Here is a 21,822-nt window from a genome sequence, read left to right as displayed (position 1 = left end):
TTCGGCCGAGCCGTCGCGACCGTCGCCACTCCTACTGTCGGCGCATGCGAAAATTTTCCCGGTTGTTCGGCCTGCTTCTGTTCGCGATCGGTGTCAGCGGCACGATCGACCACCTGGCGGCGCAGCCGTTCATGGGACTGCTGCTCAACGCACCCAACCGGTTGATCTTCGAGCGGCTGGAGTTCTTCGAGGGCCGTGAGGTCTTCGCGAACCTGTCGCTCGCCTTCGTCGGTGTTGTGCTCGTTGCGTTCTCGCTTCGGCGTTAACCTTCCCTATTGTTCCCTATGATAGGGAAGATGCAGCCCTATTCTGTCGAGCAGGTCGCCAATCTCCTCGGCCTTCACGTCAAGACTGTCCGCAACTACGTGCGCGACGGGAAGCTGAAGGCGGTCCGCATCGGCAAGCAATATCGCATCACGCGCGATGACCTGGAGGCCTTCACCGGTCAGCCGGTCGTCCAGGAGACGGTGCGGCGGCAGCGCGGGGTCGAGGTGTCCGCGGTCGTACAGGTCGACGCGATCAGCCGCGAGCGGACCGATCGGCTCTCCAACGCGCTGATCGCCGTCGCCAACTCCGGTGGTGAGCAGAAACTCCGCGTCGAGGCCATCTATGACGAGGTCAGGGCCTCTTTGAAGATCATCGTCATCGGCGGCGCCGCCGACACCGCCGCGCTGCTCACCATCATCGACACCCTCACCCAGGAATGACCATGCACTACGTTCTCCCCGCCGACGGCCCGCTGATCGCCACCGAGGCCGACGCGCTCGACGTCATCGGTGCCACCTACGGACAGGACGTGACCTGGGTGGTCATCCCGGCCGAGCGGCTCGCCGACGCGTTCTTCTCCCTGCGGACCGGCCTCGCGGGCGCGATCCTGCAGAAATTCGTTCAGTACGGCTTCCGCCTGGCCGTCATCGGAGACGTCTCCCGCCACATCGCAGCCAGTGACGCCTTCCGCGACCTGGTCCGCGAAAGCAACCGAGGCGACCAGACGTGGTTCCTGCCGACACGCGAGGAGTTCGACGCCCGGGTCACGGTAGCCCGGTAGGACACAGCGAGGCGATGAACGTGTGCGTCAGAGAGTCGGCACGCCTGTCGCCGCCGCGATGACGATCGCGGGGAATGGGGTGCGCCGGAGAGCCGGCAGGCCTGCCTTGATCACCCCGGCGGGACGGGCGAGGCCGCCGAAAGGCGAGGTCGCGACCATCTGAACCGCAGTATGAACGCGGGGGCAAGCGGAACAGGGAGCAGTGCGGAGGTCGTCGCCGCCGCGATGGCGATCGCGGGGACCTGCGCGCGTCGGAGATTCGGCACGCCTGCCACGATCACTCCGAGGGCAGGTGAGGCGGTCAAAGGGCGAGGTCGCGAGCAGGGCGAAGCGCAGTAGGTGGATTAGGGCACCCCGATAAACCGCAGCAGTGCGGTGGTTGCCGCCGCTGCGATGACGATCACGGGGAACGGGGCTCGCCGGATGGCCAGCACGCCGGCCACGACCACCCCGGCGGGCTTGGCGAAGCCGCCGAACGACGAAGTCACTACCAGGGCGAACAGCAGCACAAGCGCGGCTGTGGCCAGCAGCGCCTCCAGGCGGGGCGCAAGGCGTACACGATCGCGGAGAAGGGGGCCCGCCAGCCGGAACGCGAGCGTTCCGGCGGCGAGGGCCACGATGGCGGCGATGGGCATGTCCATTCACGCCTCCATCGGCTGGGCCGGGATCCCGGGCAGCACGTTCAGCACGGTCGGGAACGCTGAGGGTGCGGTCGGTGCGAACAGGGGAAACCGTGCGGCGACGGCCTTCGGGTGGGGCGTGAGGCTTACACGATCATGGAAAGGACGGTCGGCGGCAATGTTCATCTCAGGTCTCCTTCGGCCGGGCCAGCAGCCCGAGCAGTGACAGCAGGACCGGCACCCCGGCGGGGAAGAGCGTCGAGGCGGCCAGCGCGATCGCCCCGCCGGTCAGTACGGGGATCCGCGCCCCGCGGTCGGCCAGGGCAGGCATGATCAGCGCTACCAGGACGGCGGGGAAGGCCGCGTCCAGGCCCAGTGCGTCAGTGTCGCCGATCACGGAACCGGCCAGTGCGCCCACCACGACGGACGCGTTCCAGGCGGCGAACAGGGCCAGGCCGCTGGTCCAGAAGTAGTCGTGCCGCTCGCGGGCGTCGCGGCCCTTCAGGGCGAACGCGACCGTTTCGTCGGTGATCAGGTGCACCCCTGCAAGGCGGCCTTTCACCACGTCGGCGACGGCGAAGCCGAACGGGAGGAGCCGGGCGTTGAGCACCAGGCCGGTGGCGACCGCGGCGATGATCCCGCCGCCGGCCATGACGATGCCGATCGCGGCGAACTGGGCGCCTCCGGCGAAGACGATCAGGGACATCACTACCGGTACCCATGGGTCGAAGCCGCCGGATACGGCGATCGCGCCGAAGGAGGCCCCTACGATGGCGTCGGCCACGCAGACCAGGGCGATGTCACGTAGCGCTGTTCGCGATATCGAACGCATGGCCATTAGAATGAACACTACGGACATTGTTCGTCAAGGCGAACGATCGGACTTGTGGAGCGAACGCTTGGACACCTCCGCCGCGTTGATCACGCTCCTCGCCGCCTCGATCCGCCGCGAACGCGATCGGGTCGGACTGTCGCTGACCGAGCTGGCCAAACGCGCCGGAATCGCCAAGTCGACGCTGTCGCAGCTCGAATCGGGCGGCGGGAACCCCAGCGTGGAGACCTTGTGGGCGCTCGCGGTCGCGCTGGGGGTGCCGATCAGCCGTCTGATCGATCCGCCTCGGCCGCATGTGCGGGTGATCCGCGCGGGGGAGGGGCCGGTGACCCACTCCGAGCGGGCCGACTACGCCGCGACGTTGCTGGCCTCCTGTCCGCCCGGGGCGCGCCGCGACCTGTTCCGCATCGACGCCGAACCGGGCGAGGCCCGCACCTCCGACCCACACAATCCCGGCACGATGGAGCACGCGATCATCGGGCGCGGGCGGGCGCTGGTCGGGCCGACCGAGGGGCCCGTGGAACTCGGGCCAGGGGATTACATCACCTACCCTGGCGATGTGCCGCACGTCTTCCGCGCCCTGGAACCCCAGACCACCGCCGTGATCGTCATGGAGCACGTGTGACCGACCTGCACTCCGACTGCGGCTCCTGCGCCGGCCTGTGCTGCGTGGAGCTGCCGTTCGCCAAGTCGGCCGACTTCGCCGTCGACAAGCCTGCCGGGAAGCCCTGCGTCAACCTGACCGGCGACTATCGCTGCCGCATCCATGACCGGCTGCGGGAGAGCGGCTACCAGGGGTGCGTGACCTTCGAGTGCTTCGGCGCGGGGCAGCGGGTCACGCAGGAGCGCCTCGATGTGGCGCTGTTCCCGCTGATCCGGCAGCTTCACGAGCTGCTGTGGTACCTGGAAGAGGCTTCTCGGTACGGGCACGCCGCCGACCTGCACAAGGAGACCGAAACCCTGGCGGCGTCGCCGATCATCGACCCCGCCCGGATCAGCGAGCTGCGCGGCCGGATCGGGGCTCGCCTGGGGGAGATCAGCGCGCAGGTCCGCGGCCGGGCCAAGGAGATGCGCCACGATCTGGCCGGGGCGAAACTGCGAGGTCAGGACCTGCGTAACGTGAGTTTGCGCGGCCGCCTGCTCATCGGCGCCGACCTGCGCGGCGCCGACCTTCGCAAGGCCGACCTCCTGGGCGCCGACCTGCGCGGGGCCGATGTTCGGGGCGCGGACCTCCGGGGCGCGTTGTTCCTGACTCGTCCGCAGGTCGCCGCCGCTCGGGGTGATCAGGGGACGCAGATCGACCTTGACCGTCCCGCTCACTGGAGGTGACCGCACACACATGGGCCGATGTTCGTGAGGCGGTTCTACGGCGGGATGACCGTCTCGCGCAGCCCTGGTTGTGTGTTTCTGACCTGGCCGTAGAGCGACCCGCGAGGGCGGATCTTCCGTGCCCGTCGCTTGAAGTGGCCAGGCCATCCTGACGACATCTGTGCGAGGCCGATCTACGGTGTGCGTTGTTCCTGACCGGCCCGCGGATCGCCGCCCCCCGACTCGGCCTCGACCGGCCCGCCCGTCTGTCGCCGCATCTGCCGCCACTCCGGTCTCAGCCCGGTGAGCGTCGTCGTCAGGAAGTACGCCACCCCGCACGCCACCAGCACCGGCGCCAGCCCGGTCGCCGCCACCGCCGCACCCGCGAGGAGGCCACCGAGGGGGATCCCCGACCAGGCCACTGCGTCGCTCAGTGAGTTGACCCGGCCGAGCATGGCCCTCGGCACCCGTTCGAAGTAGATTGCCCCGATGATCGGGTTGAGGAAGCCGCTGCCGAAGCCACCGACCGCGAAGACGGCGATGACGGCCCACAGCGGCACGTCGAAGGCGAGGATCAGGAACCTCGGCGCGCCGATCACCAGGAAGCCGAGGAAGAAGACCGTCCGCCGCGGCAGCCGGTGCGCGACCATCGCGGCGATCAGGGAACCCGCCACCGCCGAGATGCCCATGGCACTGGCGGCCAGGCCGATCGCGGCCGGGCCGCCGCCGGTCTCCTTGGCCCAGACGGGGAGCAGCAGCGAGGAGAACGCGGCGTCGAGCAGGTTCGTGATGCCGACCATGATCGTGATGGTCAGCATGAGGCGTTCGCTCCTGAGGAACGTGAACCCCTCGCCGAACCTGCGCCAGTAGCCGGGCTGCGGGCCCGTCGCGGCGGGCCGGTGGCCCATGTCCTTGGGCAGCACGGTGGCGACGATCACCGAGCCGAGGGCGAAGCAGACGGCGTTGACGACCAGCCCGATCATCGGCCCGGTCAGCGCCACGAGGACACCCGCGAGGGCCGGGCCGACCGTGGAGGCCAGGCGTTCGGCCACGCCCGCGAGGCCGGCGGCCCGTTCGAGGGGGATCCGGCCGCGTTCGGCCGCTTCCGGGACCATGATCTCTTTGGCCAGGTCGCCGGGGCCGCGTACCCCACCGATGATCGCCACGAGGACCAGCAGCAGCGGGAACGACAGTAACTCCGACACGTGCAGAACCGGGATCGTCGCGGCCGCCACGGCGCTGACCGCGTCGGCCCGCCACGAGATCCTGCGCGGTCCCACCCGGTCGACGACCGGTCCTGAGAGGGCTTTGACCAGCACGTACGGGGCCATCTCACAGAAGGCGACCAGGCCGGTCTGGGTGACGCTCCCGGTCGTGACCAGCACGAACCAGGGGATCGCGATCGAGGAGACGCGGGTTCCGGTGAGGGCGACGAGGGAGGCGGCGAACAGGCCGGCGACCGGGCGCCATGAGCGGGTCATGAGGGCTCCGGCAGGGAGTGGATGACGAGTACCACGCGCTCGGCGCCGTCGGGGGCCTCGGCGTCGTACTTGCGGTAGCGCCCGACGACGGCGTGGAGTTCCTCGATCAGGCTGTTGGCCTCCTGGGGCGTGAGCCGGAGCGACCAGTCGCTGAGGTCGAAGACGTCGCGCCACTCGGTGGGCATCGTCTGGGAGGCGGCCAGCGTGCGCTGGGCCCGTTCGCCCTGGACGTTGATCACCGACTGGAGGTACATGAACGTCGCCTCGGGTTCCTGGTCGGCGAGGTCACGGTCGTTGAAGTAGGTGCTGCGGTGGACGGCCCGCCACCAGCGCTCGCGGCCGTTGCCCCGGTCGACGTCCTCCTCGACGAATCCGGCGGCCGCGAGCTGGCGCAGGTGGTAGCTGGTGGCACCCGAGGTGAGGCCCAGGCGGTCGGCCAGGCCGGTCGCGGTGTGGGGGCCGTAGAGGCGCAGCAGGCCGATGATCTGCACGCGCAGCGGGTGGGCGAGCGCGCGCAGGCCCTTGGCGTCGAGGGAGACGGACTCGTTCATGCGAACCACCATAAACCGCAAACAACTCTTTGCAAAGAACCCTTTGCGGTTAGGGCCCGCCGAAAAAGCCGACTGCTGCTCCGTTACGGCTCCGCCCACCACGGCACCGCCCGCCGCCCCCGGTTCGCCCGCAGCCGGCGCCAACCGGCCGCGCCCGGATCACTCGTTTCGAGGAGTCTTAGGCAGAAAATAGGACCATGCGCGCATTCGTCATCACAGGTCCCTTTCAGGGCGAGGTTCAGGACGTCGAACCGCCCGTACCGAAGCCCGGAGAAGTGATCGTCCGGGTCGAACGGGCCGGTGTGTGCGGAACCGACGCCGAGTTCTTCACCGGCGAGATGGCCTACCTGCACGACGGACAGGCCCGCTACCCCCTCCGGATCGGGCACGAATGGTGCGGCGTGGTGACCGCCCTCGGGGCCGGCGTGTCCGGGGAGTGGCTCGGGCGGCGGGTGACCGGTGACACCATGCTCGGCTGCCAGCGTTGCGCCCGCTGCCAGGGCGGCAGGCAGCACCTGTGCGCCGAGAGGTTCGAGATCGGGATCCGGTACGGTCACCCGGGCGCGCTGGCCGAATTCCTGCCGGTGCCCGCTTTCGCACTCCACGCGCTGCCCGACGACGTCGGCCCCGTCCTCGGGGCGATGGTCGAGCCGGGCGGAAACGCGCTGCGCGCCGTCCAGGCCGCCCGGCTGAGACCAGGCCAGAAGCTGCTGATCCTCGGCCCGGGGACGATCGGCCTACTGGCGGCCATGTTCGCGGTCGCAGAAGGCGTCGAGGTGCACCTGCTCGGGCTGTCCCCGGTTTTCGCCCGCTCGCTGGGCTTCACCTGCCACACCGAGGTGCCCGACCTGCCGTTCGACGCGGTGATCGACGCCTCGAACTCCGCCGATCTGCCCGCCCTCGCGGCCGAGAAGGTCGAACCCGGCGGACGGGTCGTCTACATCGGCCTGGCCGGTGAGCCCAGCCTCGTCGACACCAGGGTGATCGCGCTCAAGGACCTGCGGGTGACCGGCGTGCTCAGCGCGTCAGGCGGCCTGGCCGGGACCATCGAACGCTACGCCTCCGGCGCGGTCGATCCCTCCCCGCTCGTCGCCGCGACCATCGGGCTCGACGACGTGGCCGGGGTGCTGGCCGAAAAGCGGAACCCCGACCGGCCACCCAAGATCCACATCGATCCCGTCAGCGGTTGACGTGCCTCTTCAGCAGGCGCATCAGCTTGGGGTAGGTCGGAAGCCGCCGGACTTCGGCCAGAGCGGCCTGATAGTCCGGGTTGGCCACCAGCGGGTCGAGTGCCGGGTCGGCGGGTGACCTGGGGTCGATCTTCCGCAGGTAGGTCCGCAGGTCGGCGCCGTCGATCCTGATCGACTTGTACTCGTCGACCAGGCGGGGAAGAGACGGTTCGATCATAGTGGCCCGCCCGGACAGGGCGAGTTGCCGCAGGAAGTTGAGCTTGCCGGCTTTGACCAGGTAGTAGGCCGTCTGCCGGTCGGGCGCCGGGCGGGCCTCGGCCGGTGCGGGGGAGAGCACGGCGAATACGGCGAGCGGCAGGGTCGCGGTGGCCAGTCGTCGCAGCGTTGTCCTCATGCCGCCGACACTAGGCAGGTCGCGGCGCATGTCCGCCTCGACGTCCCCGTGGCTTTCTCAAATCCAAACGGAACGATCATCCACATAAGGGGCGAGCAGGCCCGTCATCAGCGGGTCGCCCTCGCCGTGCAGGTCGTTGGCCGCGATCCCGCGCGCGATCCCCGCCAGCAGGTCGGCCACCTGGATCCGGGCGTCGAGATGCGAATCCACCAGGCGCAGTTCCGCCAGTGGACCGGCCTGCCGCAGCAGGTCGACGCGCTCCTCGGTGAGGGTCGTCTGCCGGTCGTGCACGATCGTCACCGGACGTCCGCCGCCCCAGTAGTCCACCGCCCGCACGATCGCCGGCAGCAGCGGATCGAGGGGCGCGGCCGTCGTCGGGTTCCGGGCCAGGCGCAGCCGCAGGTCCTCGACCAGGGGCCGGGCCTTGGCCAGCCGCCGCATCAGGTCCCCGGCCTCACCGGGAACCACGGCCAGCTCGTCGACCAGCGCGAACACGTCGGCGATCGGCCGCTCGGTGTAGGGACGCATCAGATCGTTGAAGCCCGCCAGCAGCTCCTGCCAGCGGAGGCCGAAAGCCTCGGGCCCCAGCAGGTAGAGGCGGTCGCCGTCCTCCGCGATCAGATCGGTGACGCGGTGGGTCATGTAGAGGGTCTTGTCGGTCAGATGGACGTGCGCGTGACCCTGGAGAGGACCCGTCGGGCCGAGCAGCCATTGGAGCGCCAGCCGGTGTTTGGCCCTTCTGATCACGAAGGACTTGTACTCGGTGATGGGGGAGGGGGCGCGGTGCCGGACCTCGTCCATGCAGGCGTCGGCCTCGTCGAGGGTGAGCGCGACGCCCGCGTGGGCGAACACGTCGGTCACCCCGCCGATGAGCTTCTCGCCCTCCGCCCCCGACTCGTCACACCCGATCTCCATGCAAGCCATTAGACATTACGGACGTTCCGGGCTGTGTAGGGTGCCGCTCGTGGCAACGGAACCGGAGTGGTGGAGGCTCGAACGCAGCGCGGCCCGCGTCTGGCCCGCCGTTCACACGGAGGAGCGTGACGGCTGGCTGCTGCGGCACACCCCGTCGGTGCCCCGCCGGAGAACGAACTCCGCGCTGCCCCTCCACGGATCCAGCCCGTCGATCGAGGCCGTCGAGACCTACTACCGCGATCTCGGCCAGGCGGTATGCATCCAGGTCAGCCCGGCCGAAGTCCACCCGGAACTCGACGAGACGCTCGCGGCCCGGGGCTACCGCCGCGACGCCCCGACCCTGATCCTCACCGCTCCCACCTCGATCTTCGAAGCGGATGGATCCGTCGACCAGATCCACGACCGCGCCCGCTGGCCCGAGGTCTTCGCGACGCTCGACGACCGGCTGACCACCGTCGACGTCATCCTCCGGATCCCCGAACCGGTCGCCTTCTTCGCCGCCACCGTCAACGGGGACATCGCCGGCATGGGGGTCTTCGCCGTGGACGAGGGCTACGCCGGTGTCTTCTGCATGGTCACGCACCCTGCCCACCGCCGTAGGGGGATCGCCTCGGCGGTCCTGGCGGCGGGGGCCGGCTGGGCCGGAAGCCAGGGCGCGCGGCGGCTCTTCCTCCAGGTCGAGGAGGACAATCCGGGCGCCAGGGCCCTCTACGCCCGGCAAGGGTTCACCTTCTCGCACGCCTACCACTACCGGATCCTGGCTACCGGCTGAAGACCTCGGTCAGGAGCCGCTCCACCGACTTCTGGAACGTCGTCGCCAGGGACATCGCGGCGTCGTCCACATAGGTGACCGAGGCGGTCAGGGTGGTGCCGCCGTCGGGCGTGCTGTACATCAGCGTCGCGTAGCCGGTGAGGCCGCCGTTGTGGAAGACGAGGGCGCCGTCCGGCTGTACGAAGACCCCCAGGCCGTAGCCGATCTTGGGGTCGGGCGTGCGCATCTCGTCCAGCAGGGACTGCGGCAGGAGCTTGCCGCCCATCAGCGCGGAGACGAAGGTGTGGAGGTCGCGGGTGGTCGAGATCATGTCGCCGCCGGTGGCGATCCAGGAGGGGTTCTGGCTGGTGACGTCCACGATCTTCTCCTGGCCGTCCTCCTCGTAGCGGTAGTAGGCGTGGGCGTGCGGGCCGGGGATCTCCGTCTGGGTGCCGGGGACGAAGGTGCCCGTCAGGCCGAGCGGCCCGAGGAGCAGCCTGTGCGTCTCGTCGGCGAGTGAGCGGCCGGTGACGTGTTCGACCAGCAGTCTGGCCAGCACGTAGTTGCTGTTGGAGTAGCTCCAGTCAGTGCCCGGCTCGAACCTGGCCGGCCTGGACAGGGCCAGCCGGGCCAGTTCCTCCGGCTGATAGGTGGTGAAGCGGCTGTCCACCCACTCTTTGCCCAGCACGGTGATGCCCGGGACGATCGTCCCGTCCTCGTAGACCTCTCCGGTGTAGCTGAACACCCCGCTCGTGTGCTGCAGCAGCATGCGCACGGTGATCCGCTCGTCGAGGTCGAAGCCGGGCAGGTGGGCGGCCACCGAGTCGTCCAGGCCGAACCTGCCCTCGGCCACCAGCTGGAGCACCACGGTCGCGGTGAAGGTCTTGGTGACGCTGCCGATCCGGAACCGCCCGTCTGCCGGGGGCCTCTCGGGCGAGCCGAGCTCGCGCACTCCGGCGGTGCCGACCCATTCGCCCCGCGGGTCGTTGACGCGCAACTGCATTCCGACGAAGCCGGATTCGACGATCTCCTCGATGGTCGTCCGCAGGTCCATGGCGTGCTCCTTCATTCCGTAGAGGTCGATGGGGCAACCTTCGCCGCCTGAGCTGACATCGGGCCGTCGCGGCGCTGACACGTACTCCCGGAGATGTAGGCCGGCTGCCCACCTGGGCACGACGCGGCGCGTCCGCGTGGCGGCGACGCTTGGCGGCGTTGACTTTCACGTGGGGAGACCACCGATGAACACGGCTTATCTGGGCGCGCGCCGAATCGTGACGCTGATCCTCGCCGCCGCACTGCTGATTCAGGGCATCACCGCGGGCCTGCTGCTGGCCTCGCCCGGGGGGCGGGGAATCCACCGGGCCACCGCGATCCTGGTGGTGCTGGCGGCCATCGCCTCGCTGGTGGTGGCGATCATGACGAAGGACCGGAAGCAGATCATTCCCGCGGTGATGATCCTTCTCCTGGTCTTCCTGCAGATGTACTTCGGATTCGCCCACTTCAAGGCGCTGCACGTGCCGATCGGCATGATCATGTTCGGTGGCGTCGTGCACACGCTGGGCATCCTCTACCCCTCCAGGCGCGACACGCCGGTGGCCGCGTGAGGCTCACCCGACGCGAGGCGCTGGCCACGCTCGGCCTGGGCGGGTTCGCCCTGGTCACGGGGTGCTCGCTGCTCGCGGGCACCCCGGTGCCGCAGATTCTGCGCAGCACCGCGCCCCTGCCCAAGCCGTTCGCCTCGCCGCTGCCCATCCCGCCGTTCGCCCGCCCGACTCGGCGCGGCGACACCGACTACTACGACATCACCGCACGTCAGGCGGTCGCGAGCATCATCCCCGGGCTGCGGACGCCCATCTGGGGCTACGACGGCCGCTTTCCCGGGCCGATCATCGAGACCCGCCGGGACCGCCGGACCGTGGTGCGGCTGACCAACGAACTGAGCGTTCCGACCGTTCTGCACCTGCACGGAGGCCACACGCCGGCGGCCTCCGACGGCCATCCGACCGACCTCGTACAACCGGGGGCGACGCGCGAATACGACTATCCGATGACGCAGCGGGCCGCCACGCTCTGGTATCACGATCACCGCATGGACTACACCGGCCCGCAGGTCTGGCGTGGTCTGGCCGGTCTGTTCCTGGTCCGCGACGACGAGGAAGACGCCCTGCCGCTCCCCAAGGGCGAGCGCGAGATCCCTCTGGTGATCTGCGACCGCACGTTCGCCGCCGACGGCACGATGCCCTACCCGGGCCAACCCGGCAAACCCGGCGCGAAGGAGGCGTACATGGGCGGCGTTCTGGGGGACGTCACCCTGGTCAACGGCGCGCCGTGGCCGGTGCTGAAGGTCGCCCGCGCCCGATATCGGCTGCGCGTGGTCAACGCGTCCAACGCGCGGCCCTACGAGCTGTCGACCGGTGGCCCGATCGTCCAGATCGGCAGTGACGGTGGCCTGCTGCCCGCTCCGAGAACCCTGGATTCCGTACGGCTCTCGCCCGGCGAACGGGCCGATCTCGTCGTCGACTTCGCCGCCCACCGAATCGGAGACCGCGTGGAACTGCGCGACCTCGCCGACGACGGCCGGGTCATGCGGTTCGACGTCGACCGCGACGCCCCCGACGACTCGTCGATCCCGCCCGTCCTCTCCCAGGTGGACAGGATCGACCCCGAGACGGCCACGGTCACCCGCGACTTCGAGTTCACCAGCGGCAACCTCCACGGCGGCACCGGCTGGCTGATCAACGGCAAGCCGTACGACGCCGGCCGGGTCGACGCCACGGTGAAACTCGGCGCGACCGAGATCTGGCGGTTCACCAGCGACGTCAGCCACCCGATCCACCTGCACCTGGCCCACTTCCAGGTGATGACCGACGGCACCCCCGACCCGGCATGGAAGGACACGGTCGAACTCCGGGAGGCCCAGACGATGGAGGTGATCGCCAAATTTGACGGCTATCCGGGCCGGTACGTCTTCCACTGCCACAACCTCGAACACGAGGACATGGCCATGATGGCCACCTTCGAGGTCATCCCCTGAAGCGCGGCACCACCAGGCCCGACTCGTAGGCGGCGACCACGGCCTGCGTCCGATCGCGCAGGCCGAGCTTGTTGAGCACCCGGCTGACGTGGGTCTTCACCGTCTCCTCGGTGACGGTCAGCCTTCCGGCGATCTCCGGATTGGACAGTCCCTCGGCGATCAGCCGCAGGACCTGGGTCTCGCGGGGCGTCAGCCCCTCGACGGACACCTTGGGCCGGAGCTGGGCGAACTCCCCGATGAGCCGCCGCGTGACGGTGGGCGCGAGCAACGCCTCACCGGCGGCCACGACCCTGACCGCGTCGAAGAGCCGCTCGGCCGTGACGTCCTTGAGCAGGAACCCGCTGGCTCCGGCGCGCAGGGCGTCGTAGACGTATTCGTCGAGGTCGAAGGTGGTGAGGATGAGCACCCTGGTGCCTTCGGACAATCGCCGGGTGGCCTCGATGCCGTCCATGACGGGCATCCGCACGTCCATCAGCACGAGATCCGGCGCGGTCACCGCGCACACCCGCACGGCCTCCGCGCCGTCGGAGGCGCTGCCGACGACGATGAAGTCGGGCTGGGTGGCCAGCAGATCGGCGAACGCCGACCGGACGACGGGGTGGTCATCGGCGATGACGATGCGGATCATGCCGTCTTACCAGGGAGGATCGCCTCGACCATGAAACCGCCGCCTCTCAGTGCTCCGGTACGCAGTGTCCCGCCCACCGCGTACGCGCGTTCCCGCATGCCCACCAGGCCCAGCCCCTCGATCGGGGTCTCCACCGCCGGTCCGTTGTCCCGGACCACCACCCTCAGCGCGTCGCCTCCGTAGTCGAACTCCACGTCCACCGCCGCTCCCGGCGCGTGCCGCCGGACGTTCGTCAGGGCCTCCTGGACGATGCGGTAGGCCGCGAGTTCGGCCACCGGGTCGAGCGCGATCGGCGTCCCGCGCAGGATCAGCCGGGTCGCCCCGCCGGAGGCCGCGCGGGCCGTGTCCACCAGGGCGTTGAGTTCGCGCAGGCCTGGTTGGGGCACGCGTTCCGGCTGGTCGGTGTCCTCGCGCAGCACGCCGAGCAGCCGCCGCATCTCGGTCAGCGCGCTCCGCGCGGTGTCGCCGATCGCGCGCAGCCGGTCGGCTCCGGCCTGGGGCAGCCCGGGGGTCGCCAGGCGGGCCGCCTCGGCCTGGACGGCCACCATCGAGATGTGGTGGGCCACCACGTCGTGCAGCTCGCGCGCGATCCTGGCCCGTTCACCGGCCGCGCTGCGGCGCAGCAGGTTCTCCTCGATCACATCCCGGGCGGCCGCGCTGACCTGCGCTTTCCTCCGCGCCTGCCAGGTGATCCCGGCCATCGCGGCCGACGGCGCGAGGGCCAGCACGGGGGCGTGGACGATCAGCGCCAGACACGGGATCGAGCAGGCCAGCGCCAGCCGCTCCGAGGTCTCGCCCAGACGGAACAGCGCGACCATGGTGGCGATCAGGCCGGCGTACGAAGGGTCCTGGAAAGCCGTCAGCGACAGCACCGTGGCCACCGTGACGAGGACGCCGGCGGCGGCTCGCTGCGACCAGAGCAGCACCAGCGGCAGCGTCGCCGCCAGGCCCACCAGCGCCATGGCCAGCGACGTGGACACCCCCAGGACGAAGGCCGCCACCACGAGGAGACCTGCGACGGCACGCCCATTCACGCAGGTCATTCTGCCCCTAAAGGGGCTCCCCGGCATCCCTCGTGTGAGCTACCCGAAGACCGCTCCCCGGCGGGACGCCCCGCGCGACGCCCGAACCTAGGGTTCCGGAACATGGACGTGACTGTGGAAGTCAACGGGCTCCGAAAACGATTCGGCGCCACCCGAGCGCTCGACGACATGACCTTCTCCGTCAAACCGGGCCTGGTCACCGGCTTCGTCGGCCCCAACGGGGCGGGCAAGTCCACCACGATGCGGATCATCGTCGGCCTCGACCGGCCCGACGAGGGGTCGGCGCTGGTGGGCGGGGTGGCGTACCGGACCCTGAAAAGGCCGTTGACCCACGTCGGCGCCCTGCTCGACGCGTCGGCGTTCCAGCCGAGCAGGACCGCGCGCAACCACCTGCTGTGGCTGGCCCAGTCACAGGGCCTCGGCCCGCGCCGGGTCGACGAGGTCGTCGAACAGGTCGGCCTCGGCACGGCCGCGCGACGCAGGGCGGGCGGCTACTCCCTCGGGATGCGGCAGCGGCTCGGGATCGCGGCGGCGCTGCTCGGCGATCCGCCGGTGCTGCTGTTCGACGAGCCCTTCAACGGGCTCGACCCGGAGGGGATCGTGTGGATCCGCGGGCTGCTGCGGTCACTCGCGGCCGACGGGCGATCGGTCCTGGTGTCGAGCCACCTGATGAGTGAACTGCAGGACGTCGCCGGGCACCTGATCGTGGCCGGACGCGGCCGGGTGGTCGCCGACCGGGCCGTCGAGGACCTGATCGCGACCGCCTCGAACGGGCGGGTGACCCTGCGCACGACCGCACGTGAGGACGCGATGGAGGCGCTGGCCCGCGCGGGCGCGACCGTGACGGTGACCGGCGCCGACTCGCTGACCGTGGCGGGATTGTCCGGCGCGGAGACGGTGGCGGTGCTGACCGCTGCCGAGGTGGCGTTCGCCGAGGTCAGCGCCCATCGGGCCACGTTGGAAGAGGCCTATATGGAGCTGACGCGAGAAAGCGTGGAGTTCCGATGATCCCTCTGCTGAGGTCCGAATGGACCAAGTTCCGCACGGTACGCGGCTGGGTCGCCGGGTCGATCGTGGCGGTGCTGCTCACCGTCGGCGTCGGGCTGCTGGGCGCCGCCGGCACGGTCCGGTCGTGTCAGGGCCCGCAAGGGGACGTCTGCCCGGAGATCCCGATCGGCCCCGGCGGGCAGGCCGTCCACGACCGGTTCTCCTTCTACCACCGGGCCCTTCCCGGCGACGGCTCCATCACGGTCAAGGTCGCCGACGTGAGCGGCGTCATCACCTATCCGCCGCCCGACCACGACAAGATCGTCCCGGGTGTGGTGCCCTGGGCGAAGGTCGGCGTGATGGTCAAGCAGGACCTCCGGCAGGGCTCGGCCTATGCGGCCGTCATGGTCACCGGTGCGCACGGCACCCGGGTCCAGGACGACTTCGTCAACGACCTCGCCGCGGGCGGCGACCCGTGGCTGCGGCTGACCCGGAGCGGCGACACCCTCAAGGGCGAGTCCTCCCCGGACGGCACGTCGTGGCGGGTCATCGCCGAGAGGCGGCTCAAGGGGCCCGCGCTCATCGGGCTGTTCGCGGCCTCACCCTGCGACGTCACCCTCTCCCAGGGTGCGCTCGGCGGGACGATCGGCGCGTGCCGGCTCACCAACGTCACCGGGAAGTTCGAGGACGTGTCCGTCGAGGGGGCGTCCGGAACATGGACACATGACGACGTCGGTGGCGAAATCGGCGCACCGACGCTGTCGGTCGGGTCGGCGCGGGTGTGGGGGAGCACGATCCAGCTGACCGGGTCGGGGGACATCTCACCGGCGGGCATGGAGGGCGGCGCGGTCGTCGAACGCACCCTGACCGGCGCGTCCATCGGGCTGATCGCGGTGATCGTCGTCGGCGTGCTGTTCGTGACGGCCGAATACCGGCGCGGCCTGATCAAGGCGACGCTCGCGGCCAACCCCGGCCGGACCGGGGTGCTGCTGGCCAAGGCCGCCGTCGTCGCCACGGTCACCTTCGCGGGCGGGCTGGTCGCCGCGGCGCTCGCGGTCCCGGTCGGGATCGGCCTGATGCGCGACCGCAACAACAGCATCGCCCCGATCACCGCCCTCACCGAGGTCCGCGTGATCGTCGGTACGGCGGCGCTGCTGGCGGTCACGGCGGTGCTGGCCCTCGCGCTGGGCGCGATCTTCCGGCGGAGCGCGGCGGCGGTCATCGCCGCGATCATGCTGGTCCTGCTGCCCCAGCTCCTCGCGACGGCCTCGGTGATCCCGTCGTCGGCGGCCCAGTGGCTGCTGCGGGTCACCCCGGCGGCCGGGTTCGCGATCCAGCAGAGCATCCCCGCGTATCCGCAGGTCGAGGATTACTACATCCCCGCACTCGGCTACTACCCGCTCCCGCCGCTGGGTGGGTTCGCGGTGATGTGCGGGTACGCCGCCGTGGCCCTGGCGGGAGCGATCGTGGTGCTGCGCCGGAGGGACGCGTGATCCGGGCCGAATGGACGAAGTTCCGCACCCTCCCCGGCCTCCCGTGGCTCGTGCTGCTGCTGGTCGTCCTGACCGTCGGCACGGGAGCTGCGGCCACCGCCCTGGTGCCCTGCTGCGACGTCCTCCCGTCGCGGGTGTCGCTCGCCGGCGTCCAGGCCGGGCAGATCGCCGCCGTGGCGCTGGCCGTCGGGATGGTGGCGGGGGAGTACAGCACCGGCATGATCGTCGTCACCCTCCTCGCCGTCCCGCACCGGGGGCGGATGCTGGCCGCGAAAGCCCTGCTCGTCGGGGGTGTCACGCTGGCCGGGGCGCTCGTGGCGATCACCACTTCGGCGGTCATCGGCCCCGGCGTCACGCCGACGGCCTTCGTCGGGTCGATCGTCTACCTCGTGCTGGTGTCACTGCTCGCGCTGGGTGTGGCCGCGGCGGTCCGGGACACGGCGGTCGCGATGGGGGTCGCACTGGGGATCCTGTACGGATTTCCGCTGGTCATCCGCATGATTCAGGATCCTGTCTGGCAGGAGCGGCTGGCCTGGATCTCGCCGATGGAGGCGGGTATGGCCGTACAGGGAGGAATCGCGTCCATCGGCCCCTGGGCCGGGCTGGCGGTGCTGGGAGTCTGGGCGGTGGGTGCGCTCGCGGTCGGGAGGTCGCGGGTGGGCGGAAGTGTCGGTGCGGTCGTTTAGGCTCTCCGCTGTGCTGCCTCCCCTCAACGAATCGCTCGCGGCCGACTCCCACAGCCTGATCCAGGTGCGTGGGGCCAGGGAGAACAACCTGGCCGACGTCTCCCTCGACATTCCCAAGCGCCGCATCACCGTCTTCACCGGGGTCTCCGGGTCGGGCAAGTCGTCGCTGGTGTTCGGCACGATCGCGGCCGAATCACAGCGGATGATCAACGAGACCTACGCGGCGTTCGTCCAGTCGTTCATGCCGTCGCAGAGCCGGCCCGACGTCGACGCGCTGCACAACCTGAGCGCGGCCATCGTCGTCGACCAGGAGCGCATGGGCGCCAACTCGCGGTCGACGGTCGGCACGGCGACCGACGCGTACACGATGCTCCGGATCATCTTCAGCCGTCTCGGGCAGCCGCACATCGGCCCGTCGACCGCGTTCTCGTTCAACCTGCCCGACGGCATGTGCCCCCGATGCGAAGGGCTGGGGCACGTGTCGACGATCGACGTCGACCAGCTCGTCGACCGCGAGCTGTCGCTGAACCAGGGCGCGATCACGGTGCCGCAGTTCCACGTCGACAGCTGGTATTGGCAGGTCATGGCCCATTCCGGGTTCTACGACCCGGACAAGAAGCTGAAGGATTTCACCGACCAGGAGTGGGACGACTTCCTCAACAAGCCCAACACCAAGGTCAAGATCGGCTCGAACAACCTCAGCTACGAGGGCCTGATCGTCAAGGTCAACCGCATCTACCTGACCAAAGACCGCGAATCGATGCAGGGCGCCATCAAGGCGTTCGTCGACCGCGCCGTGGTGTTCGCCCCGTGCCCGGAATGCGAGGGCACCCGGCTGACCCGCGCGGCCCTCTCCTCGAAGATCAACGGCGTGAACATCGCCGAGTGCTCGTCGATGCAGGTCAACGACCTGGCCACCTTCCTGCGGACCGTCGACGACCCGAGCGTCGGCCCGGTGCTGACCAGCCTGCGCGAACTGCTCGAGTCCCTGGTCGGCATCGGCCTCGGCTACCTCAGCCTCAACCGCTCCTCGGGCACCCTGTCGGGCGGCGAGGCGCAGCGCGTGAAGATGGTGCGCCACCTGGGTTCGAGCCTGAGCGACGTCACCTACGTCTTCGACGAGCCGACCGTCGGGCTGCACCCCCACGACATCCGGCGCATGAACGAGATCCTGCTGATGCTCCGTGACAAGGGCAACACGGTTCTGGTCGTCGAGCACAAACCCGAGGTCATCGCCATCGCCGACCACGTCGTCGACCTCGGCCCCGGCGCCGGCGAGAACGGCGGCCACATCTGCTACACCGGCGACGTCCCCGGCCTGCGCGCCTCCGGCACCCTCACCGGCCGCCACCTCGACCACCGGGCCAAACTCCGTGATCACGTACGCCCTCCGAGCGGCCACCTGTCCATCAGCGGGGCCACGCTCCACAACCTGAAGAACGTGTCGGTCGACGTGCCGCTCGGCGTGCTGACCGTGGTGACGGGCGTCGCCGGGTCGGGCAAGAGCTCCCTCATCCACGGCTACCTGTCCGGCCGCGACGGCGTGGTCGTCGCTGACCAGTCGGCGATCAGGGGCTCGCGCCGCAGCAACCCCGCCACCTACAGCGGCCTGCTCGGCCCGATCCGCACCGCCTTCGCCAAGGAGAACGGCGTCAAGGCGGCCCTGTTCAGCGCCAACTCCGAAGGAGCCTGCCCCGGCTGCAACGGCATCGGCCTGATCTACACCGACCTGGCCATGATGGCCGGGGTGTCGTCGATCTGTGAGCAGTGCGAGGGCAAGCGCTTCACCGCCGAGGTGCTCGGCTACAAGCTGCGCGGCAAGAACATCCACGAGGTGCTCGGCATGTCGATGACCGAGGCCCGCGACTTCTTCACCACCGGCCAGGCCCGCACCATCCTCGCCCGCATGGTCGACGTCGGCCTCGGCTACCTCCGACTGGGCCAGCCCCTGAACACCTTGTCTGGCGGCGAACGTCAGCGCCTGAAACTGGCCATCCACATGGCCGAGAAGTCCTCGATCTACGTCCTCGACGAACCGACGACGGGCCTCCACCTGGCCGATGTCGACCAGCTCCTGAGCCTGCTCGACCGCCTGGTCGACGACGGCCACTCGGTCGTCGTGATCGAACACCACCAGGCCGTCATGGCCCACGCAGACTGGATCATCGACCTCGGCCCCGGGGGCGGCCACGACGGCGGCGAGGTCATCTTCACCGGCCCACCGGCAGACCTGATCGCCAACGCCGACACGCTGACGGCCCAGCACCTGCGGGAGTATGTGGCCTGACCGGCGGGCTACCTGCCGGTTCTGTCCCCTTGGTAGTTCTTGAGGGTGATCGCTGTCGCGGCCTTGCGGATCGGCTCGGTCACCCGCTTGATCATGCTGTCCTTCCCCGGCAGATGGGGCATCAGGCGCAGCAGGAACATCTGGAAGCGGATCTGTGCCGCCGATTTCAGCACCATGCCCTTGAGGTTGTTCGCGGCGAGCTTCTGGTTCTCCTCGACGAAGTGGCGCATGTCGTTCTCGTAGGCGGCGAACCCGGCCCGGTGGTCTCCCGCCGCGGCGGCGAGCGAACCGGCCAGGACGTACGCGCCGACCAGCGCCAGGCTGGTGCCCTGGCCTGAGGCGGGGGAGGGCCCGTAGGCGGCGTCGCCGACCAGGACCACCCGGCCGGACGACCACGCGTCCATGCGCACCTGGCTGATCGAGTCGAGGTAGAAGTCGGGCGCGTCGGCCATGGCGTCGAGGAGCCGGGGCACCTCCCAGCCCTGGCCGGCGAAGATCTCGGCGAGCAGTTTCCGCTGCTCGGCGATGTCTCGGCGGTCGTAGGAGAGGGGGGCCGAGGCGAAGAGGAACATCGCCTTGGCGTCGCCGCTCCGGCCGGTGCTGTACATGCCGGCGCTGCGGCCGGGGGCGGGGTGCATCATCTCGGTGCGGTCGAGATCGAGGTGGTTGGGCACGGTGAAGATCGAGATGTAGTGCCCCAGGTCGTGGATGTAGGCGGACTCCTCGCCGAAGGCCAGTGCCCGGACGTTGGAATGCAGGCCGTCGGCGCCGACCACGAGGTCGAACGTGCGCGGGGGTCCGTTCTCGAAGGTGACCCGCACACCGTCGGCTGTCTCCTCCAACGCGGTGATGGAGTCGTCGAAGAGGTATTCGACGTCGTTCTCGGTCGCGTCGTACAGGATCCGCGCCAGATCTCCGCGCATGATCTCGACGTCGTCGCCCTCGCGTCCGCCGAAGAGCTGGGCGCTCATGCTGGCCAGCTGTCTGCCGGTCGCGTCCACGAACCGCGCGATCCGCATGTCGGTGCCGTTGCGCGCCACCTCGTCCCGCAGCCCCATGCGGTCGACGACCTCGAGGGCCGCGCCCCGGATGTCGATCTTGTAGCCGCCGGTCCGCAGTGCGGGCGCGCGCTCCACGACGGTCGGGTTGAACCCGTACGCACGCAACCAGAAGGCCAACGCCGGCCCGGCGACGCTGCCGCCGGAGATCAGGATGTTTGTCATGCCTCGACTGTACAAACGTCTCAGGCAACTGTCTAGGACGTTTGTGCAAGACATCTGTGCGACTATCCGATACCCTTGTGAGCATGGGAAATCGGGAAGATCTGCTCGCCGGGGCGAAGCAATGCCTGATGGAGAAGGGCTACGCGGGCACCACCTCGCGCAACATCGCCGAGGCGGCAGGCACCAGCCTCGCCGCCATCGGCTATCACTTCAGATCAACGAAGGCGCTGCTGAACGAGGCCCTCATCGAGGCGATGGAAGACTGGGGGAAGGAGATCGAGCGCGCCCTGACCACCGAGGCGCCACCCGGGGCGACCCCCCTGCGGCGCTTCGAAGCGATCTGGACTCAGATCATCGAGTCGTACATCAGGCTCCGGCCCCTTTGGGCCATCCAGTTCGAACTCATCGCGCAGATGGACCGCCTGCCGGAGGTGCGCGAGGCGTTCGCGAGCGCGAACCGGCAGGCCCGGCTGGGGCTGGCGGCCCTTTTCGAGAACCTCGACCCGGCCGCCGACGAACAGAAGGCGATGGCCGTCGGCGCGTTCTACCAGGCGCTGCTCGGCGGGCTGGCGACCCAGTGGCTGGTCGACCCGGACAGCGCGCCCTCCGCCCAGGACCTGGTCCAGGCACTGCAGACGATCACCGTGGGACGGGAAACGACCCGAGGCACCCTATAAGCTTATAGGTTTCTCATTTATCGATCGGCGCCCAAAATGGCGTTGTTCGCTCCGGATATAGAGATTCGGAGTGGCAAAACAACGAGGGGTTCGTCGAATGATGAAAAGTATGAAGACGCGAAGGCTTGTGCTGTCGATGGCCGCGGTCATCGCTGGTGCGGCCACCGTCGTATTGGTGCCGGCCCAGGCGCAGGCAGGCACCGCGGACTGCGATGCCTACCTCCGGCCCGATGTCTACAAGCAGGTCTATTCCCTCAGCGTGTCCGGACGCACCGTCAAACTCATGAACGGCGCGGCCCTCAACTTCAGCTATACCAACGTCGACGGAGGCCAGTCGGGAGACCTCGTCTGGATCGACCGCAGCAGGAACGGGATCCCCAATTCGCTGCCCAAGTATCCGAGCACGGCACAGGTCAACGGCGAGGGCGGATGGAAGCAGTGCGGTCCATTCAAAATCGAATGGTGGACGACCGACGGGCGGATCACCGACCTCGTCATGAACTGGAACACGACCCAGCAGCGCCACTACGCGACTCGTGCCTGCATCCGGCCGAATGGCGGGGGCGTCACCTGCGGGAGTTGGTACGTGGACCGTACATAGACCGGATCCAGGGTGATTTTCGTACGCGCCGCCGCCCGCCAATGGGACACCCGTGCCCGAGGCGGGGCACCGT

General features: G+C 69.5%; 27 protein-coding genes. 15 read left to right on the top strand and 12 right to left on the bottom strand.

The window, feature by feature from the left end; genetic code table 11:
• Window positions 1-44: 44 nt before the first annotated feature.
• From AW272_RS24825 to AW272_RS24815, 3 genes are read left to right on the top strand one after another with little or no spacing between them, the layout of a single operon-like run.
• Window positions 45-266 (top strand): hypothetical protein, encoded by a 222-nt coding sequence (locus tag AW272_RS24825; protein WP_066369724.1) that lies wholly within the window; start codon window positions 45-47, stop codon window positions 264-266.
• 30 nt (window positions 267-296) lie between these two features.
• Window positions 297-707: a helix-turn-helix domain-containing protein gene (locus AW272_RS24820; RefSeq protein WP_245657711.1), complete on the top strand. Its 411-nt coding sequence runs from the start codon at window positions 297-299 to the stop codon at window positions 705-707.
• Window positions 708-709: 2 nt separating this feature from the next.
• Window positions 710-1,048, top strand: a complete 339-nt coding sequence (locus AW272_RS24815) for a DUF4180 domain-containing protein (RefSeq protein ID WP_245657710.1) — start codon at window positions 710-712, stop codon at window positions 1,046-1,048.
• Window positions 1,049-1,075: 27 nt separating this feature from the next.
• Here AW272_RS24815 and AW272_RS45675 read toward each other — a convergent pair whose 3' ends face one another.
• The 4 genes from AW272_RS45675 to AW272_RS24805 all read right to left on the bottom strand — a co-directional run bounded on the left by AW272_RS45675 (window position 1,076) and on the right by AW272_RS24805 (window position 2,500).
• Window positions 1,076-1,207, bottom strand: coding sequence for a hypothetical protein (locus AW272_RS45675; RefSeq protein ID WP_275527313.1), 132 nt, complete (start codon window positions 1,205-1,207; stop codon window positions 1,076-1,078).
• A 185-nt stretch (window positions 1,208-1,392) separates the two neighbouring features.
• Window positions 1,393-1,689 (bottom strand): AzlD domain-containing protein, encoded by a 297-nt coding sequence (locus AW272_RS24810; protein ID WP_066369714.1) that lies wholly within the window; start codon window positions 1,687-1,689, stop codon window positions 1,393-1,395.
• Window positions 1,690-1,854, bottom strand: coding sequence for a hypothetical protein (locus AW272_RS42330; protein WP_157518757.1), 165 nt, complete (start codon window positions 1,852-1,854; stop codon window positions 1,690-1,692). It lies immediately after the preceding gene.
• A gap of 1 nt (window position 1,855) precedes the next feature.
• Window positions 1,856-2,500, bottom strand: coding sequence for an AzlC family ABC transporter permease (locus AW272_RS24805; RefSeq protein WP_066370385.1), 645 nt, complete (start codon window positions 2,498-2,500; stop codon window positions 1,856-1,858).
• Window positions 2,501-2,567: 67 nt separating this feature from the next.
• Between AW272_RS24805 and AW272_RS24800 the strand changes: the two genes are divergently transcribed.
• Together AW272_RS24800 and AW272_RS24795 are read left to right on the top strand one after the other, a co-directional pair.
• Window positions 2,568-3,125, top strand: a complete 558-nt coding sequence (locus tag AW272_RS24800) for a helix-turn-helix domain-containing protein (protein WP_066369709.1) — start codon at window positions 2,568-2,570, stop codon at window positions 3,123-3,125.
• Window positions 3,122-3,829 (top strand): pentapeptide repeat-containing protein, encoded by a 708-nt coding sequence (locus AW272_RS24795; protein WP_066369707.1) that lies wholly within the window; start codon window positions 3,122-3,124, stop codon window positions 3,827-3,829. The genes AW272_RS24800 and AW272_RS24795 overlap by 4 nt, the downstream gene beginning before the upstream one ends.
• A gap of 173 nt (window positions 3,830-4,002) precedes the next feature.
• Here AW272_RS24795 and AW272_RS24790 read toward each other — a convergent pair whose 3' ends face one another.
• Both AW272_RS24790 and AW272_RS24785 read right to left on the bottom strand, forming a co-directional pair.
• Window positions 4,003-5,289, bottom strand: coding sequence for an MFS transporter (locus AW272_RS24790; RefSeq protein ID WP_066369704.1), 1,287 nt, complete (start codon window positions 5,287-5,289; stop codon window positions 4,003-4,005).
• Window positions 5,286-5,840: an ArsR/SmtB family transcription factor gene (locus tag AW272_RS24785; RefSeq protein WP_218011047.1), complete on the bottom strand. Its 555-nt coding sequence runs from the start codon at window positions 5,838-5,840 to the stop codon at window positions 5,286-5,288. The genes AW272_RS24790 and AW272_RS24785 overlap by 4 nt, the downstream gene beginning before the upstream one ends.
• Before the next feature lie 197 nt (window positions 5,841-6,037).
• Between AW272_RS24785 and AW272_RS24780 the strand changes: the two genes are divergently transcribed.
• The gene (locus tag AW272_RS24780; protein WP_066369700.1) at window positions 6,038-7,030 is read left to right on the top strand and encodes a zinc-dependent alcohol dehydrogenase; all 993 of its coding nucleotides are present in this window, start codon (window positions 6,038-6,040) and stop codon (window positions 7,028-7,030) included.
• On the opposite strand, the gene AW272_RS24775 is transcribed toward AW272_RS24780, so the two are convergent.
• Both AW272_RS24775 and AW272_RS24770 read right to left on the bottom strand, forming a co-directional pair.
• On the bottom strand, window positions 7,020-7,424 hold the full coding sequence (locus AW272_RS24775) for a hypothetical protein (RefSeq protein WP_066369699.1): 405 nt from the start codon (window positions 7,422-7,424) through the stop codon (window positions 7,020-7,022). The genes AW272_RS24780 and AW272_RS24775 overlap by 11 nt on opposite strands.
• Before the next feature lie 57 nt (window positions 7,425-7,481).
• Window positions 7,482-8,339 (bottom strand): DUF3800 domain-containing protein, encoded by an 858-nt coding sequence (locus AW272_RS24770; RefSeq protein WP_245657709.1) that lies wholly within the window; start codon window positions 8,337-8,339, stop codon window positions 7,482-7,484.
• A gap of 49 nt (window positions 8,340-8,388) precedes the next feature.
• Here AW272_RS24770 and AW272_RS24765 point away from each other — a divergent pair, with 49 nt between their 5' ends.
• Entirely contained in the window at window positions 8,389-9,111 is a 723-nt protein-coding gene (locus tag AW272_RS24765; protein ID WP_066370382.1) for a GNAT family N-acetyltransferase, read from the top strand.
• On the opposite strand, the gene AW272_RS24760 is transcribed toward AW272_RS24765, so the two are convergent.
• Complete coding sequence (locus tag AW272_RS24760; RefSeq protein WP_245657708.1) at window positions 9,101-10,144, bottom strand: serine hydrolase domain-containing protein; 1,044 nt, start codon at window positions 10,142-10,144, stop codon at window positions 9,101-9,103. The two genes, AW272_RS24765 and AW272_RS24760, sit on opposite strands and share 11 nt — an antisense overlap.
• Before the next feature lie 184 nt (window positions 10,145-10,328).
• Between AW272_RS24760 and AW272_RS24755 the strand changes: the two genes are divergently transcribed.
• Window positions 10,329-10,694, top strand: coding sequence for a hypothetical protein (locus AW272_RS24755; RefSeq protein ID WP_066369691.1), 366 nt, complete (start codon window positions 10,329-10,331; stop codon window positions 10,692-10,694).
• The gene (locus AW272_RS24750; RefSeq protein ID WP_066369688.1) at window positions 10,691-12,124 is read left to right on the top strand and encodes a multicopper oxidase family protein; all 1,434 of its coding nucleotides are present in this window, start codon (window positions 10,691-10,693) and stop codon (window positions 12,122-12,124) included. The genes AW272_RS24755 and AW272_RS24750 overlap by 4 nt, the downstream gene beginning before the upstream one ends.
• On the opposite strand, the gene AW272_RS24745 is transcribed toward AW272_RS24750, so the two are convergent.
• Window positions 12,114-12,752 (bottom strand): response regulator, encoded by a 639-nt coding sequence (locus AW272_RS24745; protein ID WP_066369686.1) that lies wholly within the window; start codon window positions 12,750-12,752, stop codon window positions 12,114-12,116. The two genes, AW272_RS24750 and AW272_RS24745, sit on opposite strands and share 11 nt — an antisense overlap.
• Window positions 12,749-13,786 carry a sensor histidine kinase gene (locus AW272_RS24740; RefSeq protein ID WP_218011046.1) on the bottom strand — a complete coding sequence of 346 codons (1,038 nt, stop codon included), beginning with the start codon at window positions 13,784-13,786 and terminating at the stop codon, window positions 12,749-12,751. The genes AW272_RS24745 and AW272_RS24740 overlap by 4 nt, the downstream gene beginning before the upstream one ends.
• A 111-nt stretch (window positions 13,787-13,897) precedes the next feature.
• On the opposite strand from AW272_RS24740, the gene AW272_RS24735 reads away from it, so the two are divergent.
• Genes AW272_RS24735 through AW272_RS24720 form a run of 4 tightly spaced genes read left to right on the top strand, consistent with a single transcriptional unit; the run spans window position 13,898 to window position 19,248 of the window.
• Window positions 13,898-14,803, top strand: coding sequence for an ATP-binding cassette domain-containing protein (locus AW272_RS24735; protein ID WP_066369682.1), 906 nt, complete (start codon window positions 13,898-13,900; stop codon window positions 14,801-14,803).
• Window positions 14,800-16,275, top strand: a complete 1,476-nt coding sequence (locus tag AW272_RS24730; protein WP_066369679.1) for an ABC transporter permease subunit — start codon at window positions 14,800-14,802, stop codon at window positions 16,273-16,275. Before AW272_RS24735 ends, AW272_RS24730 begins: the two co-directional genes overlap by 4 nt.
• Window positions 16,272-16,961 (top strand): ABC transporter permease, encoded by a 690-nt coding sequence (locus AW272_RS24725; RefSeq protein ID WP_066369677.1) that lies wholly within the window; start codon window positions 16,272-16,274, stop codon window positions 16,959-16,961. Before AW272_RS24730 ends, AW272_RS24725 begins: the two co-directional genes overlap by 4 nt.
• Window positions 16,962-16,971: 10 nt before the next feature.
• Window positions 16,972-19,248: an ATP-binding cassette domain-containing protein gene (locus tag AW272_RS24720; RefSeq protein ID WP_245657707.1), complete on the top strand. Its 2,277-nt coding sequence runs from the start codon at window positions 16,972-16,974 to the stop codon at window positions 19,246-19,248.
• An 8-nt stretch (window positions 19,249-19,256) separates the two neighbouring features.
• On the opposite strand, the gene AW272_RS24715 is transcribed toward AW272_RS24720, so the two are convergent.
• Window positions 19,257-20,471: an FAD-dependent monooxygenase gene (locus AW272_RS24715; protein WP_066369675.1), complete on the bottom strand. Its 1,215-nt coding sequence runs from the start codon at window positions 20,469-20,471 to the stop codon at window positions 19,257-19,259.
• 83 nt (window positions 20,472-20,554) lie between these two features.
• Here AW272_RS24715 and AW272_RS24710 point away from each other — a divergent pair, with 83 nt between their 5' ends.
• The gene (locus AW272_RS24710; protein ID WP_066369674.1) at window positions 20,555-21,148 is read left to right on the top strand and encodes a TetR/AcrR family transcriptional regulator; all 594 of its coding nucleotides are present in this window, start codon (window positions 20,555-20,557) and stop codon (window positions 21,146-21,148) included.
• 109 nt (window positions 21,149-21,257) lie between these two features.
• On the top strand, window positions 21,258-21,749 hold the full coding sequence (locus AW272_RS24705; RefSeq protein ID WP_157518754.1) for a hypothetical protein: 492 nt from the start codon (window positions 21,258-21,260) through the stop codon (window positions 21,747-21,749).
• Window positions 21,750-21,822 lie beyond the last annotated feature (73 nt).

The organism is Herbidospora mongoliensis (assembly GCF_001570545.1).
In the GTDB taxonomy this organism is placed as follows: Bacteria; Actinomycetota; Actinomycetes; order Streptosporangiales; family Streptosporangiaceae; genus Herbidospora; species Herbidospora mongoliensis.
The sequence above is the reverse complement of the archived record's forward strand: the minus strand, read 5'-3'. Positions and strand labels throughout refer to the sequence as shown.

Coding starts and splice junctions, on each gene's coding strand:
- AW272_RS24825 (WP_066369724.1), top strand. CDS start 45: ATGCGAAAATTTTCCCGGTTGTTCGGCCTGCTTCTGTTCGCGATCGGT.
- AW272_RS24820 (WP_245657711.1), top strand. CDS start 297: ATGCAGCCCTATTCTGTCGAGCAGGTCGCCAATCTCCTCGGCCTTCAC.
- AW272_RS24815 (WP_245657710.1), top strand. CDS start 710: ATGCACTACGTTCTCCCCGCCGACGGCCCGCTGATCGCCACCGAGGCC.
- AW272_RS45675 (WP_275527313.1), bottom strand. CDS start 1,207: ATGGTCGCGACCTCGCCTTTCGGCGGCCTCGCCCGTCCCGCCGGGGTG.
- AW272_RS24810 (WP_066369714.1), bottom strand. CDS start 1,689: ATGGACATGCCCATCGCCGCCATCGTGGCCCTCGCCGCCGGAACGCTC.
- AW272_RS42330 (WP_157518757.1), bottom strand. CDS start 1,854: ATGAACATTGCCGCCGACCGTCCTTTCCATGATCGTGTAAGCCTCACG.
- AW272_RS24805 (WP_066370385.1), bottom strand. CDS start 2,500: ATGCGTTCGATATCGCGAACAGCGCTACGTGACATCGCCCTGGTCTGC.
- AW272_RS24790 (WP_066369704.1), bottom strand. CDS start 5,289: ATGACCCGCTCATGGCGCCCGGTCGCCGGCCTGTTCGCCGCCTCCCTC.
- AW272_RS24785 (WP_218011047.1), bottom strand. CDS start 5,840: ATGAACGAGTCCGTCTCCCTCGACGCCAAGGGCCTGCGCGCGCTCGCC.
- AW272_RS24780 (WP_066369700.1), top strand. CDS start 6,038: ATGCGCGCATTCGTCATCACAGGTCCCTTTCAGGGCGAGGTTCAGGAC.
- AW272_RS24775 (WP_066369699.1), bottom strand. CDS start 7,424: ATGAGGACAACGCTGCGACGACTGGCCACCGCGACCCTGCCGCTCGCC.
- AW272_RS24770 (WP_245657709.1), bottom strand. CDS start 8,339: ATGGAGATCGGGTGTGACGAGTCGGGGGCGGAGGGCGAGAAGCTCATC.
- AW272_RS24760 (WP_245657708.1), bottom strand. CDS start 10,144: ATGGACCTGCGGACGACCATCGAGGAGATCGTCGAATCCGGCTTCGTC.
- AW272_RS24755 (WP_066369691.1), top strand. CDS start 10,329: ATGAACACGGCTTATCTGGGCGCGCGCCGAATCGTGACGCTGATCCTC.
- AW272_RS24745 (WP_066369686.1), bottom strand. CDS start 12,752: ATGATCCGCATCGTCATCGCCGATGACCACCCCGTCGTCCGGTCGGCG.
- AW272_RS24735 (WP_066369682.1), top strand. CDS start 13,898: ATGGACGTGACTGTGGAAGTCAACGGGCTCCGAAAACGATTCGGCGCC.
- AW272_RS24730 (WP_066369679.1), top strand. CDS start 14,800: ATGATCCCTCTGCTGAGGTCCGAATGGACCAAGTTCCGCACGGTACGC.
- AW272_RS24715 (WP_066369675.1), bottom strand. CDS start 20,471: ATGACAAACATCCTGATCTCCGGCGGCAGCGTCGCCGGGCCGGCGTTG.
- AW272_RS24710 (WP_066369674.1), top strand. CDS start 20,555: ATGGGAAATCGGGAAGATCTGCTCGCCGGGGCGAAGCAATGCCTGATG.
- AW272_RS24705 (WP_157518754.1), top strand. CDS start 21,258: ATGAAGACGCGAAGGCTTGTGCTGTCGATGGCCGCGGTCATCGCTGGT.